This window comes from Nocardia seriolae NBRC 15557 (genome assembly GCF_007990715.1).
Taxonomy (GTDB): domain Bacteria; phylum Actinomycetota; class Actinomycetes; order Mycobacteriales; family Mycobacteriaceae; genus Nocardia; species Nocardia seriolae.
The window spans coordinates 48,819-63,068 of sequence record NZ_BJWY01000017.1 but is presented as its reverse complement, the minus strand read 5'-3'; the positions used below and the strand labels follow the sequence as shown (position 1 = coordinate 63,068).

17 protein-coding genes are annotated in these 14,250 nt (G+C 68.4%); 9 read left to right on the top strand and 8 right to left on the bottom strand.

Features of this window, described 5'->3' with window-relative positions:
* Positions 1-21: 21 nt before the first annotated feature.
* Positions 22-657 (bottom strand): TetR/AcrR family transcriptional regulator, encoded by a 636-nt coding sequence (locus NS2_RS08255; RefSeq protein ID WP_033086683.1) that lies wholly within the window; start codon positions 655-657, stop codon positions 22-24.
* A 105-nt stretch (positions 658-762) separates the two neighbouring features.
* Here NS2_RS08255 and NS2_RS08250 point away from each other — a divergent pair, with 105 nt between their 5' ends.
* The 4 genes from NS2_RS08250 (at position 763) to NS2_RS08230 (ending at position 5,108) form a co-directional block, all read left to right on the top strand.
* Positions 763-1,575 carry an SDR family NAD(P)-dependent oxidoreductase gene (locus tag NS2_RS08250; RefSeq protein WP_033086684.1) on the top strand — a complete coding sequence of 271 codons (813 nt, stop codon included), beginning with the start codon at positions 763-765 and terminating at the stop codon, positions 1,573-1,575.
* A 2-nt stretch (positions 1,576-1,577) separates the two neighbouring features.
* Positions 1,578-2,411, top strand: a complete 834-nt coding sequence (locus NS2_RS08245; protein ID WP_033086685.1) for a TIGR03619 family F420-dependent LLM class oxidoreductase — start codon at positions 1,578-1,580, stop codon at positions 2,409-2,411.
* Between the two features lie 102 nt (positions 2,412-2,513).
* A complete protein-coding gene (locus tag NS2_RS08235) occupies positions 2,514-2,756 on the top strand; it encodes a hypothetical protein (RefSeq protein ID WP_052086168.1) in 243 nt (80 codons plus the stop codon).
* Between the two features lie 882 nt (positions 2,757-3,638).
* Positions 3,639-5,108, top strand: coding sequence for a serine hydrolase domain-containing protein (locus NS2_RS08230; RefSeq protein WP_063897699.1), 1,470 nt, complete (start codon positions 3,639-3,641; stop codon positions 5,106-5,108).
* 218 nt (positions 5,109-5,326) lie between these two features.
* Here the strand turns inward: NS2_RS08230 and NS2_RS08225 are convergent, their stop codons facing one another.
* On the bottom strand, positions 5,327-5,857 hold the full coding sequence (locus NS2_RS08225; RefSeq protein WP_033086688.1) for an ArsI/CadI family heavy metal resistance metalloenzyme: 531 nt from the start codon (positions 5,855-5,857) through the stop codon (positions 5,327-5,329).
* 101 nt (positions 5,858-5,958) lie between these two features.
* On the opposite strand from NS2_RS08225, the gene NS2_RS08220 reads away from it, so the two are divergent.
* Complete coding sequence (locus tag NS2_RS08220) at positions 5,959-6,318, top strand: Rv2640c family ArsR-like transcriptional regulator (protein WP_033086689.1); 360 nt, start codon at positions 5,959-5,961, stop codon at positions 6,316-6,318.
* A gap of 54 nt (positions 6,319-6,372) precedes the next feature.
* Here NS2_RS08220 and NS2_RS08215 read toward each other — a convergent pair whose 3' ends face one another.
* The gene (locus NS2_RS08215; protein ID WP_228102782.1) at positions 6,373-7,266 is read right to left on the bottom strand and encodes an EamA family transporter; all 894 of its coding nucleotides are present in this window, start codon (positions 7,264-7,266) and stop codon (positions 6,373-6,375) included.
* 55 nt (positions 7,267-7,321) lie between these two features.
* Positions 7,322-7,648 carry an ArsR/SmtB family transcription factor gene (locus NS2_RS08210; protein ID WP_033086690.1) on the bottom strand — a complete coding sequence of 109 codons (327 nt, stop codon included), beginning with the start codon at positions 7,646-7,648 and terminating at the stop codon, positions 7,322-7,324.
* Positions 7,649-7,831: 183 nt separating this feature from the next.
* Between NS2_RS08210 and NS2_RS08205 the strand changes: the two genes are divergently transcribed.
* Together NS2_RS08205 and NS2_RS08200 are read left to right on the top strand one after the other, a co-directional pair.
* Positions 7,832-8,518 carry a M23 family metallopeptidase gene (locus NS2_RS08205; protein ID WP_052086170.1) on the top strand — a complete coding sequence of 229 codons (687 nt, stop codon included), beginning with the start codon at positions 7,832-7,834 and terminating at the stop codon, positions 8,516-8,518.
* Positions 8,519-8,749: 231 nt separating this feature from the next.
* Positions 8,750-9,802 carry a hypothetical protein gene (locus tag NS2_RS08200; RefSeq protein WP_045436783.1) on the top strand — a complete coding sequence of 351 codons (1,053 nt, stop codon included), beginning with the start codon at positions 8,750-8,752 and terminating at the stop codon, positions 9,800-9,802.
* On the opposite strand, the gene NS2_RS08195 is transcribed toward NS2_RS08200, so the two are convergent.
* Together NS2_RS08195 and NS2_RS08190 are read right to left on the bottom strand one after the other, a co-directional pair.
* A complete protein-coding gene (locus NS2_RS08195) occupies positions 9,753-10,079 on the bottom strand; it encodes a hypothetical protein (RefSeq protein WP_033086730.1) in 327 nt (108 codons plus the stop codon). The genes NS2_RS08200 and NS2_RS08195 overlap by 50 nt on opposite strands.
* 208 nt (positions 10,080-10,287) lie before the next feature.
* Positions 10,288-11,589: an RNA-guided endonuclease InsQ/TnpB family protein gene (locus NS2_RS08190; RefSeq protein ID WP_158544056.1), complete on the bottom strand. Its 1,302-nt coding sequence runs from the start codon at positions 11,587-11,589 to the stop codon at positions 10,288-10,290.
* A gap of 280 nt (positions 11,590-11,869) precedes the next feature.
* Here NS2_RS08190 and NS2_RS08185 point away from each other — a divergent pair, with 280 nt between their 5' ends.
* Positions 11,870-12,205, top strand: coding sequence for an RNA polymerase-binding protein RbpA (locus tag NS2_RS08185; RefSeq protein ID WP_033086691.1), 336 nt, complete (start codon positions 11,870-11,872; stop codon positions 12,203-12,205).
* 120 nt (positions 12,206-12,325) lie between these two features.
* Here NS2_RS08185 and NS2_RS08180 read toward each other — a convergent pair whose 3' ends face one another.
* Entirely contained in the window at positions 12,326-13,051 is a 726-nt protein-coding gene (locus NS2_RS08180; RefSeq protein WP_052486584.1) for a response regulator transcription factor, read from the bottom strand.
* Between NS2_RS08180 and NS2_RS35900 the strand changes: the two genes are divergently transcribed.
* Positions 13,050-13,436, top strand: coding sequence for an ester cyclase (locus tag NS2_RS35900; protein ID WP_158660817.1), 387 nt, complete (start codon positions 13,050-13,052; stop codon positions 13,434-13,436). The two genes, NS2_RS08180 and NS2_RS35900, sit on opposite strands and share 2 nt — an antisense overlap.
* A gap of 9 nt (positions 13,437-13,445) precedes the next feature.
* Here the strand turns inward: NS2_RS35900 and NS2_RS08170 are convergent, their stop codons facing one another.
* Positions 13,446-14,243 carry an ABC transporter permease gene (locus tag NS2_RS08170; RefSeq protein ID WP_370737285.1) on the bottom strand — a complete coding sequence of 266 codons (798 nt, stop codon included), beginning with the start codon at positions 14,241-14,243 and terminating at the stop codon, positions 13,446-13,448.
* Positions 14,244-14,250 lie beyond the last annotated feature (7 nt).

Here is a 14,250-nt window from a genome sequence, read left to right as displayed (position 1 = left end):
CCCGCAAGGGCAATCCGGTGGTCAGCGGGATTGCCGCCAGGGCGCGAGGAGCAACTCGCACGCGCGAAGGGTGTCGGAGCGAGCCTGATCGGCGGTCAGGCGACCGGCGATGGTCCAGGTGAGGATGCCGTAGACGCATTGTTCGAGGAGGCGGGCCAGACGGTGGTCCTCGTCGGTGGGATCGGTGATGCCCGCGGCGGCGAGGATGCGTTCGGGCATGGTGCGGTCGGTGTCGAGCGCCGCGGTGCAGCCCGCACCCGCGGGATCCGGTTGCGGGGCATGATCTTCCGCGCGGACCGCGTTCATCGACACCAGCATCGCGCGGGCCAGCCGCGGGCGGTGGAGTAGTTCGCCGATGGCGTGGCCGAGGAACTCGCCGGCGCCGGTGACGGGATCACCGGGAACGGCCGACGGGGGCGGCAAATCGCGGATCGCACCATCCAGCACCGCCGCGAACAGGTGATTCTTCGACGGATAGTAGCGGTACAGGGTGCCCAGGGCGACGCCCGCGGACTGGGCGACCTCGCTCATCTGCACCCGCTCGAGGCCGTGCTCCGCGCCGAGGCGGGCGGCCGAACCCAGGATCGCGCGCTGGCGTTCCAGCTGCCGGACCGTCGAGACGCGGCCGGGAGCGCGGGAGTCCTGGATGCGGGGCATCGGTCCACCTTCTGTTCGATAACTAGAATTGACTCTAGTTTTTCCGGGCGGAAGTTTGTAGAACTGAAGGCGGCCGAGTTCGAACTCACCGGTGAGGAAGTCACGATGAACCATGTGGATTCACGGCGCTATGGGCCGTGGGCGGTTGTCACCGGAGGATCGGAAGGGGTGGGGCGGTCGTTCGCGGTGGAGCTCGCCGCGGCCGGAATCGCGCTGCTGCTGGTGGCGCGCCGGGCCGAACCGCTCGCCGCGACCGCCGCGGAATGCCGGGCGCTGGGGGTCGAGGTGCGCACGCTCGCACTCGATCTGACGGCCGCCGACGCGGTGGGCGAGATCGTCGCCGCCCTCGCCGACGTGGAAGTCGGGCTGCTGGTGCTCAATGCCGGGGCCAACACCCACAGCGCGCCCTTCGTGGACGGGGATCTGGGCGCGTTCGGGCAGTTCATCGATTTGAACATCACCACGCCGCTCGGGCTGATCCACCACTTCGGGCGAGCCATGAAAGCGCGTGGCCGGGGCGGGATTCTGCTGGTCGGATCACTGGCCGGGTACCTGGGATCGCAGCATCACAGCGTGTACGGCGGTGTGAAGGCGTTCGGGCGGATCTTCGCCGAAAGCCTGTGGCGCGAGCTTCGCGAGTCCGGGGTGGACGTACTGGAACTGGTACTCGGCGTGACCCGCACGCCCGCCATGGAGCGGGCCGGACTCGATTTCGACGCGCCCGGGATGACCGTGTCGGAACCCGATGACGTGGCACGCGAAGGACTTTCGCGGCTCGGGTGCGGTCCCGTCCACATCGCGTCCGGCAACGAGGCGGGGGCCGCGCGCGGTAACGACCCGGATCGGGCGGCGGCGGTGCTCCGCGCCGACCGCGGCATGCGGCGGCTCATGGGACTACCGGAGCGGGTGACACGATGACAGTGCGACTCGGGCTGTCGACGCCCATTGTCGTGCAGGTGCCCGGGATCGCGTCGGCGTGGGAGGCCACGGCCGGGCCCGAGGAACTGACCCGGATCGCCAGGGCCGCGGACGAACTCGGGTTCGACCATCTCACCTGCTCCGACCACGTCGGGGTGCCCGCGGCGGCGGCCCAGACGCGGGGCGCGACCTATTGGGATCCGCTCGCCACACTGTCCTATCTGGCGGCGCACACCAGCCGGATCCGGCTGGCCACATCGGTGCTGGTGCTCGGGTACCACCATCCGCTGGCGCTGGCCAAGAGCTACGGGACGCTCGACCGGCTCAGCGGCGGGCGGGTGGTGCTCGGCGTCGGAGTCGGTTCTCTCACCGAGGAATTCGCGCTGCTCGGCGCGGCCTGGGAGGACCGCGGCGCGCTGGGCGACGCGGCGCTGACACGGCTGCGGCGGGCGTGGGGACGGCATGAGGTCGAGGACTTCGTGCTCGAACCGCACGCCGTGCGCACCACGGTGCCGATCTGGGTCGGCGGGCGCACGCGCCGGTCCCTGCGCCGGGCGCTGACACTGGGCACCGGATGGGTGCCGTTCGGGCTGAAGGCCGACCAGATCGCGGATCTGCTGGCCACGGTCACCGTGCCCGCGGGCTTCGACATCGTGCTCACACCCGGCGTCGCACTGGATCCGCAAGGCGACGAAGCGGATTCGCTGCGCCGGCTCACAGCGCTGCGCGAGGCCGGGGCCACCCACCTGACCTGCACGGTGCGAGCGACCGACGCCGCGCACTACTGCGAGCAACTCGCCGCATTGCGCGCACTCGCCGACCGTCACCTCCGGTAGCAGAAGGACTCTCATGATCGAAGAACGTCTCGCCGCCCTCGAAAATCGCCTGTCGCTGCTCGAGGACGAGCTGGCCGTCACGCGCGACCGGGCACCATAGGGTTGTTCGTCGACTTGGGGCAGCCGCCAACCGGATTCGTCGACGTGCTGAACCTTCTTGACTCGGCCGACCACTGGCCGGTGGTCGGCACCGTCACCGAGTTCGAGGTCGTCCACCACACTCATCAAGGCCATCAGGTCCGACTCCGCCCGCTCGATCCCGCCTATCGCGCAACGCCTCCCGAGCCGATCGAGGAGGTACGGCTGCGCGACCTGAAGCGCCGTCTACGCGGCGACCAGCCATAGCTGTCTCACGCTCGGCGTCACCGACATCGTGTATCGGCATGCCAGTCTGTTTGCCCAGGCTCGGTGCGTCCGGTCATCCGAGCTCCGGGCGACCTGGACGAGCGCGACGATGAATACGAACGCGTTCGAGAGTTGTTGCGAGACTTCGGAAAACTCGGACTCCACGCTTCATCCACCGCGATCTTCGGCCAGCGAGGCACCCGATACCTACAAAGCGGGCGGTGTACGGCTGTTCTTGGACGGTGTCGCACAGTCCCAGGCGCGGTCCGGACAAGCCGAAGCGGCGCTGGTGGTCACGCCACGGATGACCGCGAATGCCGAGCACTGACCTCGCTCTCATCGGCGACAAGCGGACACCCGGAACGGCCCGAGTTGCCTCGGTCCACCGAGCATCCACAGACCCGACCCCATCGCATCACATCCACCAGCAGCGAATCCCCCTGCCCCACTGCCCGATCCGGTCACCGAGTGGCACAGTTTCCAGAGATTTCGTCCGATTCGTCACGTATTTTGTGCCACTCGACGTTCGGGATATGGGTTGTAGTGGCTGAGGGCGGGCGGAAGGCTTCATGGCGTCGGGATTCCGGCGGAACGTTGGTGACCGCATTCCAGTTCGGTGGCTGATGGATCCTGACCTCGTTACGAGGGTTGTCCAGACCATGATGCTGACATGGCACCTGGTCCGCGTGGTTCATCTTGTTGAGAGTGAGGGTGACCGCGTCGGCGGGGAGACAACGCAATCGGTGTCGCGGAGTCGGGCGGTGACGTTGGTCCCGGCGGGGGTGTCGACGGACTCTGGTGCGGGGGGCGGGGGGCGGGCAGGGTTCGGGGGGGAGCCGGACGGGGTCTGGGTCGGACGGTGGTGAGTCGGGTGGAGGAGTCATGGTGGCCGAGAGCGACGAGTTGGATCGGCGGGTGCGGGAGTTGCTGCATCGGCATGCTGCCGTGGGTTTCGCGGTGGCGGTGGTGCGTGGGGGCGAGACGGTCTGGTTTCGTGGGCACGGGGTGGCCGATATCGGGGCGGGGGTTGCGATTACCGAGGACACCGTGTTCCGGATCGGTTCGCTGACGAAGACGTTCACCGCGATCGCCGTGCTGCAGCTGGTCGAGCAGGGGGAGGTGGATCTCGATGGGCCGGCTCGGGATTATCTGCGGGCCTATCGGCTCGTGGGCGCCCGGCCCGCGCATCGCGCGCCCACGGTTCGGCAGCTGCTGACCCATACCGCCGGGCTGCCGGAGTTGCTGACGCCGACGCGGGTGCTGGCGCCGGTGCTCGGGGAGACGGTCGCGCACGGTCGGGCGATACCGACACTGGCCGAGTTCTACGGTGGCGCACTGCGACTGGTCACCGAACCCGGCACCTGTCACACCTACAGCAACCATGGGTTCGCGACCCTGGGACAGATCGTGTCGGATGTGTCGAACCAGCCGCTCGCGCGGGTGCTGCGCGAACGCGTCTTCGATCCGCTCGGGATGGACGCTACCGATCTGGTGCGTTCGGATCACGTGCGTGAGCGCCTGGCCATCGGATACACGTTGCGCGCCAACGGTCCTCGTCCGGTCGCCGACCGTGACCTGGTGACGGCGGGCGCGGGCGCGATCTATTCGAGCAGTCGCGACATGGGGCGCTATGCCGCGGCGCTGCTCGCCGGCGGCGCCAACGAGCACGGCTCGGTGCTGCGCCCGCAGACGGTCGCGTCCATGTTCGCACCGCAGTATCAGCCCGATCCGCGGATTCCGGGCATGGGACTGGCGTTCTTCCGCCACACCCTCGCCGGCCATCCCACGGTCGATCACGACGGGTTGATGCCCGGATTCAGCTCCCAGCTGATGCTGGCGCCCGACGATGGGGTGGGGATCCTGGCGTTCACCAATGGTGTGCGCGGCGGCAAACAGTGGCTGGGCACCGAGGTGTCCGAGCTGCTTCGTTCACTGCTCGGCCTCGCGCCGGAGACGATCCGCGGCGATCTGGCGCACCGACCGCACACCTGGGGCGCGCTCTGCGGGTGGTACGAATTCCCGGGCGCGCTGCGCGACATCCAGAAATGGTTCATCACCGGAGCCCGGGTCGCGGTGCACCGCGGCGGGCTCACGCTGCGCGTGATCAGCCCGATTCCCGCACTGTCACGCCACATTCCACTGTGGCCCGAGGACGAGAAGGACCCGGATGTCTTCCGCGCCGACCTGACCGCGCTCGGAATGGGCGTCACCCGCGTCGTTTTCACCCGCGACCCGGATGCCGCGGCAACAGCGCTGCATCTCGACGCTGTACCCCTGAGCTTTCACCGGCGCGTCCCGCGTCCCCGGGCTGCCGCGGCGAACCGGGCGACCCCTCACCCCGCCGACCACTGACCCGCCGACCACCCAGGTTCGCGACGATCAGGTCCGGCGTTGGGGTATGCCATCGCGGAGCAGGGATTCGACCGCGGCGAAGTCCTGGGCGGTCAGCGACGGACGCAGCAGACGGCGGTGGGCGCAGTCCGCGGGGTTGCTGGAATCGCCCGGAACGGCCGCAACCGCACCGGATCCGAGGGCGAGCCAACAACCGGTCGACGCGCCTTCCGGTGGCCTCAGGCGCAGCAGGATTTACCCGCCGCCACCGCCTCGACCTTGGCGGCGCTGCCGCAGCACGCCCCCTCGGCGGCGGCCTCCTCGGCGGTGCCGCTGCACACGGCCGCGGCCTGCTCGCCGGCCGCCGTCTCACCCGAAGCCGGCACGGGTGCGGCGCCGAAGGTTTCGCTGTCGGCAAGCACCGTGTAGACCTCCCAGCGCTCGGCGTCGGGGGCGGTGACCCACACCTTGTCCTGGGTGGCGAAACAACACGTCGTCGCGATCTGCTCCTCGGTGAACATCCCCGCGCCCGACAGGCGGGCGATCTCGGCGTGTACCCGCTCGGAGGATTCGACCTCGACGCCGAGGTGGTTGAGACTGCCGCCGCTGCCGGGGTTCTCGATGAGCACCAGCTTCAACGGCGGTTCGGCGATGGCGAAATTGGCGTAACCGGGCTTGCGCTTGGCCGGTTCGGTCTTGAACAGCGTCGAGTAGAACGTGATCGCCTGATCGAGATCGTCGACGTTGAGAGCGAGCTGGATGCGGGACACGGGACCATACCTCCACTTGTGAGACATATGTCGAAGAACTGACGTGACCGAGTCTGCCCACCTTTTCGACATATGTCAATAAGGTGGGTAGGGTGGATGACATGCCCAAGGCACTGCCCGTGATCGACATGTCCGCCCCGGTCTGCTGCGCCCCGGTCGCCGCCGCCCCGGTCGACGACGCGGCCGCACTCGAAATCGCCTTGCGGCTCAAGGCCATTGCCGACCCGGTTCGGGTGAAGCTGCTGTCACTGCTGCTCACCAGCCCCGCCGGGGCGGAGAACACCGGCGATCTCGCCGGGGCGGTCGGCCTGGCCGAATCGACGGTCAGCCACCACCTCGGACAGCTCAAGAAGGCGGGCCTGATCGAATCCGAACGGCGCGGCATGAACACCTACCACCACGCTCACCGCGAGGCGCTGTCGGCACTGTGCCTGGTACTCGACCCGAACTGCTGCCGCTGAACCGCGCCGACCGTGCAATGGTCGCGCGTCGGCGCGCAATTCGAACGGGATGCGTCAGCGTGACTCGGACCGCGGTTGCGTCGCGGTCAGGACCAGAGCCGTCATCACCAGCGCGATACCGCCCGCTTCGGGTCCGGACGGGAGCTGGGACAGGGTGATCGCGCCGATGATGGCGGCGGTCGCGGGGAGCAGGGCGAGCAGCAAGGCGAAGCGGGCGCGCCCGACCGTGCGCAGTACCAACTGGTCCAGGGCATACGGGACCGCACTGGACAGGACGCCGACGCCCACGCCCAGCAGCCAGGTGCTCGGGGCGGTGAAAGCCGTTGCGCCCAGCATCAATTGGCTGGTGATCAGGATGGGGGCCAGCAGAGCGGCGGCCGCGGCCATGCCGACGGCGAGGGCGTCCAGGCCCGAACCCGCGTCGGCGACACGCTTCCCCACGAGGATGTAGCCGGCCCACAACGCGGCGGCCAGGACCGCGAAGGCGATGCCGAGGGGCCGGGCGCCGGTGGAGACACCGGCGAGCAGGAAGACACCGGCGATCACCAGGGCGATGGCGAGGAAATCGCGGAGACGTCGGGAGCCGAGGGTGGCCACCGCCACCGGGCCGAGGAATTCGATGGCCACGGCGGTGCCCAGGGGGATGCGGGCGATGGCCTCGTAGAAGGCGATGTTCATGCCCAGGGTGACGATGCCGAAACCGGTGGCCACCAGGATCGTTCGCCGGGTCCAAACGGTGCGCCACGGGCGACGCCAGGCCAGCAGGGCGAGCCCCGCGGCCGCGGCGCGCAGCCACGCGACGGTGGCGGGTTCGACCGTATCGAACAGGTGGACGCCGATCGCCGCACCGAGATATTGCGAGACACCGCCCGCGATGAAGATCAACGGCACCGACCAGCCGGGCAGGACCGCCCGGCGCTGACTCTCGACTGCGACCGACGTTCCCACGCCCGACACCGTATCGCCATCGACCGACACCGAAATCGACACCACGGATCCGCGCCTAGGTCGGCGGGGTCTGCTCACGGGCCTCGGACAGTGCGGCCGAATAGGCGGCCAGGGCGCTGGGCCAGAACTGTTCGAGATAGTCGCGGGCGTCGGCCAGACCGCGCGGGTCCAGGGAATACAGGCGGCGGTTTCCGGCCGGACGCATCATCACCAGGCGAGCCTCGCGCAATACCTTCAGATGCTGAGAGATAGCCGAACTGGTGACGCCCAGTGCGGCGGCGAGTTCGCCGACCGACCTCGGCCCTTGCGGGAGTGCCTCGAAGACGGCGCGGCGGGTGTCGTCGGCGAGGGCGCTCAGCACCCGAACTCCATTAGCGACCACTTAAATAGTTTGCCCACATGACCGAAACAGGGTCAATACACGGGCAACCCCGGTCGACCAACGTCATCCGAGAATTACCCGCGTGTCGTTATCGCACCGTGACACACGAACTGGGGTTTTGTACCAATGCGACGGTCACAACTTGATTTCTGAACAGCAGCTGAGACCTCGTACGTTCGAGTCATGCCCGTAACCGTTCCGTTATCTCGACTGCGCGGGGCCGGCCGGTATCGAACCGCCGCATCGCGCGCTCTGGCCGTCACCGCCGTTGTCGGTGCCTCCCTGACCGCGCTCGCCGCCGCCGATCCGCACGAGGCCGGTGCACTGCCGGGCAATCCCATCGCGAACGCCGCCGCCCCGAGCGACGCGCCCTTCACGGCCTTCACACCGCCCGAGGCGCAGATGCCGCAGGTGGTGCCGCAGCCGGTGCTGGACTTCCTCAACGGCCTGCACGCCGAGCAGAACCGCCCCAAGACCGTGCGCCCGGTCGCGGGCGCGCTCAGCTCCGGCTTCGGGGTGCGCTGGGGCGCCATGCACGCGGGCATCGATTTCGCCGACACCTTCGGCACCCCGATCCGCGCGGTCACCGACGGCACCGTCATCGAGGCGGGCCCGGCCTCGGGCTTCGGCCTGTGGGTGCGCGTGCAGCAGGACGACGGCACCATCGGCGTCTACGGCCACATGCAGGACATCCTGGTCCAGGTGGGCCAGCAGCTCAAGGCCGGCGACGTGCTCGCCACCGTCGGCAACCGCGGCTACTCCACCGGGCCCCACCTGCACTACGAGGTGCACGCCGGGGAGGGTGCGGCCATCGACCCGCTGCCCTGGTTCACCGGGCGCGGAATGAACGTCGGCATCCCCTCCGACTAGCGACCAGCGGCAACCGCCCCGGGCACCGATGAATCGACGCCGGGCAGCCTGGCGACCGCTCCGGGCACCGATGAGGGGTGCACGGATCGGGTTGCGGGACAATCGTATTCGCGGCTGATGCGACACAGCCCCGGCTCATACCGCCGGGGCTGTTCTCATACCCGGGTACTACGTGCGCACCCCACCGCCGGGGGACGTGGCATGCGGGGTCGCGAATCTAGCGTCGGCGTCATGACCACGCTCGATCGCCCCTCGCCCGCGACGCGCACCGTGCCCGCCCGCCGACTCCATCGCCCTCTGCTCACCACCACCGCCGCCATGGCAGCGCTGGCCGTGTTCTCCCTGTGCGCCATGGCCTTCGACGACCGGATGCTGCTCGGTGAATCCGTGTGGCTCAAACCGCTCAAGTTCGCCATCGCCATGGTCCTCTACTGCGGCACCCTGGCCTGGCTGGTGGGGTTCCCGCATCGCGGGCAGCGGCTGACCTGGTGGATGGGCTCCGTCTTCGCCGCCACCGCCGTCGTGGATGTCGGCTTCGTCGTGGTGCAGGCGGCGCGCGGCACGTTCAGTCACTTCAACACTCAGCACGACGCGGTCAACACCATCGGCCAATGGGTGTTCATGACCGGTGTGCCGGGTTTGTTCCTCGCGAATCTGGTGATCGCCGTGACGCTTTCGTGGCAGCGCGTCACCGACCGTCCCACCTCGATGGCGATCCGCGCGGGCCTGGGCATCGCGGTGCTCGGCATGGCGCTGGGTTACACCATGGGCTTCAGCGGCCAGCAGCAGACCACCGACGCCTACGGGCACCCGGTCACCCTCGGCGCCGGGCACACCTTCGTCGACGGGCAGCCGCCGGTGCGCGACGGTGTCGCGGGCATGCCGGTGACGCACTGGTCCACCGCGGGCGGCGACATGCGGATCGCGCATTTCGCGGGCCTGCACGGCATTCAGCTGCTCATCGTGGCCGCCGTCGTACTGGCCCGCCTGGCCCCGCAGGTGAGCTGGCTGCGCGCCGAAGCCACCCGCACCCGTGTCATCGGGGTGCTGGCACTGGGCTACACCGGACTGGTGGCGCTGCTGCTGTGGCAGGCGCTGCGCGGGCAGGCGGTGACCCGGCCCGACGGTGAAACCCTCACCGCCCTCGGCCTTGTCGCCGCCGTCACCGCTCTCGGCATCGGACTGGTGTATGCCCTGGCCGCCCGCGGGCAGGGCCCCGACCGCCACGCCGCGCTCACCGCAACCGTTCGGCCTCACGGGTCAGTGCCACCAATGTCGCGGTGAGATCGGCGAGTTCGATCATCTCCGCCCCTTCGGAGACGGCCGTGGCCACGTCCTCGGCCGCGCAGCGGGCCGCGAACCAGCGGTCCGACAGATCGGACACCTCCTGGGCACTGAGTACCACCGAATCCTCGGGAATACCGGTGCCCTTCACGCTGTTCCGATGCTCGTAGGCCCGCTGGCGACAGGACTGTCGGCAATACCGCCGGCGGCGTCCGATCTCCGATTCGGCGATCTCCCGCCCGCACCACTGGCAGCAGGACAGCACGCGTCGAGACATGGTCGCAAACATTACATCGTGTCTGAATACTTCCATCGGTAGACAGGCACCGCCCTTCTCGGGCGTCGTCAGTTCACGCCACCGGTGTGGTGCGAACATCGGTTCCCGCGTCATCCGGACCGGTTTCGCCGGCACCCGCAGGGTGCCGGCCAGCGCCTTCCCGTCAGCGGGCATTGGTAACCCGGCCTCCTGATTGGGGGTCCGGGGATCATGGAGAGGCTTCACGCTGGAGCATCGGCCATACGGCAAGGTTGACCGCCGCGTTATGATCACGGTCGGCACGAAAACCGCACCTGCAGACGAACACCCGATCCGACAAGGTCAGCTCTGTGTTTACCCTCGTGCAGGCCGAGCAGCGTTTGCTCGACGCGTACCAGCGGTCGGCAGTGACGACGGTGCCACCGCGCCATCGCTGTTTATAGCGCACAATTCGGCCGAAATCTCCCCAACCAGCATCGCTGATTGCACCCGCCAGACAGCGATTGCCAAGCATGCCCGCAACATTCAAGTCCTCGACAACGAGCCGATCGTGGGTTTTGACCAGCCTGTTCGCGACCTGATGTTGGAAGTGGCGGCGGATGTTGGCGACGCGACGATGATGCCGTGCCAGGCGGGCTGCGGCGCCTTTGCGGTTACGGGATCCTTTCCGTTTGCGGGACAACGATTTCGCCAACCGCCGCTGCTGGCGCAGACCTGACGCCAGAGGTTTCGGTGGGTTGTCGACGTGGGCGACATCGGTACCGTCGGCGGCGGCGGCGACGAGGAAACTCGACAACCCGCGGTCGACCCCCACCCAGCCGCTGTCATCGTCGGCCGCACGAGGCCGGTGATGGAACGCCGGGTGGAGATCGGCGGCCTCGGTGGTCACACTGAGCTGCCAGCGACCTGCCCGAAACGACACCGTGATGTAAAGGACTTTGGCGCGTCCGTTCCCAAGCAGCCTCCGTAGACGACGAGTGTCCTCGCGTACCCGGACGGTTCCGATGCAGGGCAGCGTCACCGATCGCGGAATTTCGTTGTCACCGAATCGGATCCCCGCACAACCCGACTTGGAGATCTTGTTGCGCAGCCGAAACGACGGAGTAGTTGAATTCTTCTTCTTGAATCGAGGAAATCCGACCCTCCGGCCTTTGCGTTTGCCGCTGCGGGAGTCGGAAAAGGCGGTCAGGGCGCGCCCACAGTCGACGGCCGCTTCCTCGAACACCTGTTGGCACACCTCGCTGCGCCATGCCAGCCCGGTCACCTCTACTTCGGCCACCCCGAGGAGGTCGACGCGGATAACTCGGCCAGCGGCTTCGGTCTTCTTCCACGCATTGAAGGCGTTGATCAGACTGAAACCGGTCCATGGCACCTGCTGGTCAGGATCGTTCTCACGCTGAGTAAGCGCGGCTTTCACAAAATCCAGGGACTTGTTGAACGCGAACCGCGCTGCACCGGCATAGCGATCGAGCACCCGCCGCTGCTCGACCGTGGGGTCGAGGCAGAACTGGAAGGTGGTGTGGCGGCTCATCACCGAGGAGTGTGGCACACGCCACCGACAACAACGATCGATCCGGAACTCGGCCGCAGCCGCCCAAGAACACCAGAGTTTCCAGATACGTCCCGAGCGGTTCGAGGCCGCGACCGGGCGGAAGGGCACGCCGCCGCAAACCGGCCGGGCCGGACGAGTAGGATGGCAGGGTTCTCCGATTGCGGGAACCACAGCGCGCGCCTCTTCGTTGGACAGATGTAGCGCAGAGGCAGAAACACGGATGTAGAACATTGCCGACAGGCGAGAAGGGACCGCACTCATGGCAGATCGCGTACTCCGGGGCTCTCGGCTCGGAGCGGTGAGCTACGAGACCGACCGCGACCACGACCTCGCTCCGCGTCGGATGGCGCGGTACCGCACCGACAATGGCGAGGAATTCGACGTTCCCTTCGCCGACGACGCCGAAATCCCGCCCACCTGGCTGTGCCGCAACGGCCAGGAAGGCACCTTGATGGAGGGCACCACCCAGGAGCCCAAGAAGGTCAAGCCGCCGCGCACCCACTGGGACATGCTGCTCGAGCGCCGCAGCAAGGAAGAGCTCGAGGAGCTGCTCCAGGAGCGCATGGAGCTGATCAAGAGCCGCCGCCGCGGCTGATCACAGCACACGACGAAACGGGTCCCCGCACCACATCGGTGCCGGGACCCGTTTTTCGTGCCCGGGCCCGCTGTCCCGGGTGGCCTGATCGAGGCCTGTTGCGGGCTGTACGGGCACCGGTCACGGCGAGCCGTAGTGGGCGGCAAGCAGATTGGCGACCAGATCGCGGCGGCTGCGCACCCCGGTCTTCTCGAAGATCGATTTCAGGTGCCGCTGCACCGTGAACGGCGACACCACCAGGGTGTCGGCGATGCGGCGGGTGGAGTGGCCCGCCAGCACCAGTGCCGCGATCTGCTGCTCGCGCGGGGTCAACGGGTAGGCGGCCAGTTTCAGCGGCGCGATCTCCGGGGCGCGGGCGGGCTCGAGAATCACCGCGATCGGCCCGGCCGGGTCCGCACCGGCGATAGTGTGCAGCCGGGAGGCGTGGGCGATCAGCCAGCGCCCGGAGCGGGTGCGCAACCGAATGCGTGGCACCACGGGCGAATTCGGGTCGCGTTCGACGCTGCGCAGGCGCATGGCCACCACGACGATCGCCTGCGGCAGCTCGGCGCGCGCGGGTTGGTCGGCGACCTCGGCCAGCAGGGCGCGGACCGGTGGGGTCATGGCGAGCACCGCGGCGGCATCGTCGAACAGCAGCAGCCCGGGAGCCGGATGCCCGTCGGCGGCATCGAGATCCGACAGCAGCACCGCCGCGCGCAATCCTTCGGCCAGATGCGGGGCGGCCATGGCATGCAGCAGGCCGATCTCCTCGGCACGGAAGCCCAGCGGCGACGGCTCCCGGTGCAGGCACAGCACACCCCAGCAGCTCTCGCCGACACGCAGCGCCGCCCGCAGTTCGTCACCCATGCCCCAGGGGCGCGAGGATCTCGCGGTAGCGGGGGCTGTCAGCCGGGCTGCCGTGGGTGGCGTCGACGTGGTCATCCACTCCCCCGAGGTCGGCGACATCGAGGGCCTCAAACGGTTCAACACCGCCTTGCGTACCGCGTTCCCCGACTGGCATTCGACGCTGGAAGAGCTGGTGGCCGAGGCGGACCGGGTGGCCGAGCGCTGGACCGGGCACGGCACCCAGCACGGCGAGTTCCAGGGCATCCCGGCGGCCGGCCGCGCGGTGGCGGTGCCCGGCGTCGTGTTCTACCGCGTCCGCGACGGCCGGATCACCGAATTCCGTGGCTCTTTCGACGTGTTCAGCCTGCTGGGACAGCTGGGTGCGCTGCCGGTGCCGGCGCAGTGACGTGCGAGGTCAGTGGCTGGCCACCTTCCGGTACTGCCACAGCGCCATCGGCACCGCGAACGCGAGGATGGCCAGCGAGCAGTAGATGGAGTATTCGACACAGTGGTCGGCGGGCCAGCCGGTCGCCGGTTTGAAGATCGGCGGGGAGCCGTTGGCGAAGAGCTTGCGCCCGGCCGCCGACACCGCGGTGATCGGATTCCATTCGGCGACGGTGCGCAGCGGCCCGGGCAACGTCTCCCCGGAGATGAACGCCGAGGAGATGAAGGTCAGCGGGAAAAGCCAGATGAGACCGGCACTTTGGGCCACTTCCACACTCGGCGACATGAGCCCGGTGATGGCACCCACCCACGACATGGCGAACGCGAACAGCAGGATCACACCGAAGGCCAGCACCGCGTCCATGATCGCGCCGTTGATCCGCCAGCCGACCACGTAGCCGCACGCCACCATGACCGTCAACGCCAGGATATTGACCACCAGATCCGACAGAGTGCGCCCCATCAGCACGGCCAGCCGCGACATGGGCAGGGTCCGCATCCGGTCGATGATGCCCTTGTGCAGGTCGTTGGCCAGCCCGACGATGGTGAACGCCGCATTGAAAGCGACTGTCTGGGTGAAGATTCCGGCGAGCAGGAACTCCCGGTACTGGCTGCCGCCGAGCGAGGCCCCGAAGATGTAGGCGAACAGGAACACGAACATCAGCGGCTGAATGGTGGCCGTCACCAGCAGGGTCGGCACCCGCAGGATGGTGAGCAGGTTCCGGTAGGCAACGATCGCGCTGTCGCGCACCACCCGGGGTAGCAGGATGGCGGGC

Bases quoted from the DNA above. Each gene is read 5' to 3' on its own strand.
- NS2_RS08255 (WP_033086683.1), bottom strand. From the start codon at position 657: ATGCCCCGCATCCAGGACTCCCGCGCTCCCGGCCGCGTCTCGACGGTC.
- NS2_RS08250 (WP_033086684.1), top strand. From the start codon at position 763: ATGAACCATGTGGATTCACGGCGCTATGGGCCGTGGGCGGTTGTCACC.
- NS2_RS08230 (WP_063897699.1), top strand. From the start codon at position 3,639: ATGGTGGCCGAGAGCGACGAGTTGGATCGGCGGGTGCGGGAGTTGCTG.
- NS2_RS08220 (WP_033086689.1), top strand. From the start codon at position 5,959: ATGCCCAAGGCACTGCCCGTGATCGACATGTCCGCCCCGGTCTGCTGC.
- NS2_RS08205 (WP_052086170.1), top strand. From the start codon at position 7,832: ATGCCCGTAACCGTTCCGTTATCTCGACTGCGCGGGGCCGGCCGGTAT.
- NS2_RS08200 (WP_045436783.1), top strand. From the start codon at position 8,750: ATGACCACGCTCGATCGCCCCTCGCCCGCGACGCGCACCGTGCCCGCC.
- NS2_RS08195 (WP_033086730.1), bottom strand. From the start codon at position 10,079: ATGTCTCGACGCGTGCTGTCCTGCTGCCAGTGGTGCGGGCGGGAGATC.
- NS2_RS08190 (WP_158544056.1), bottom strand. From the start codon at position 11,589: ATGAGCCGCCACACCACCTTCCAGTTCTGCCTCGACCCCACGGTCGAG.
- NS2_RS08185 (WP_033086691.1), top strand. From the start codon at position 11,870: ATGGCAGATCGCGTACTCCGGGGCTCTCGGCTCGGAGCGGTGAGCTAC.
- NS2_RS35900 (WP_158660817.1), top strand. From the start codon at position 13,050: ATGCCCCAGGGGCGCGAGGATCTCGCGGTAGCGGGGGCTGTCAGCCGG.
- NS2_RS08180 (WP_052486584.1), bottom strand. From the start codon at position 13,051: ATGGGTGACGAACTGCGGGCGGCGCTGCGTGTCGGCGAGAGCTGCTGG.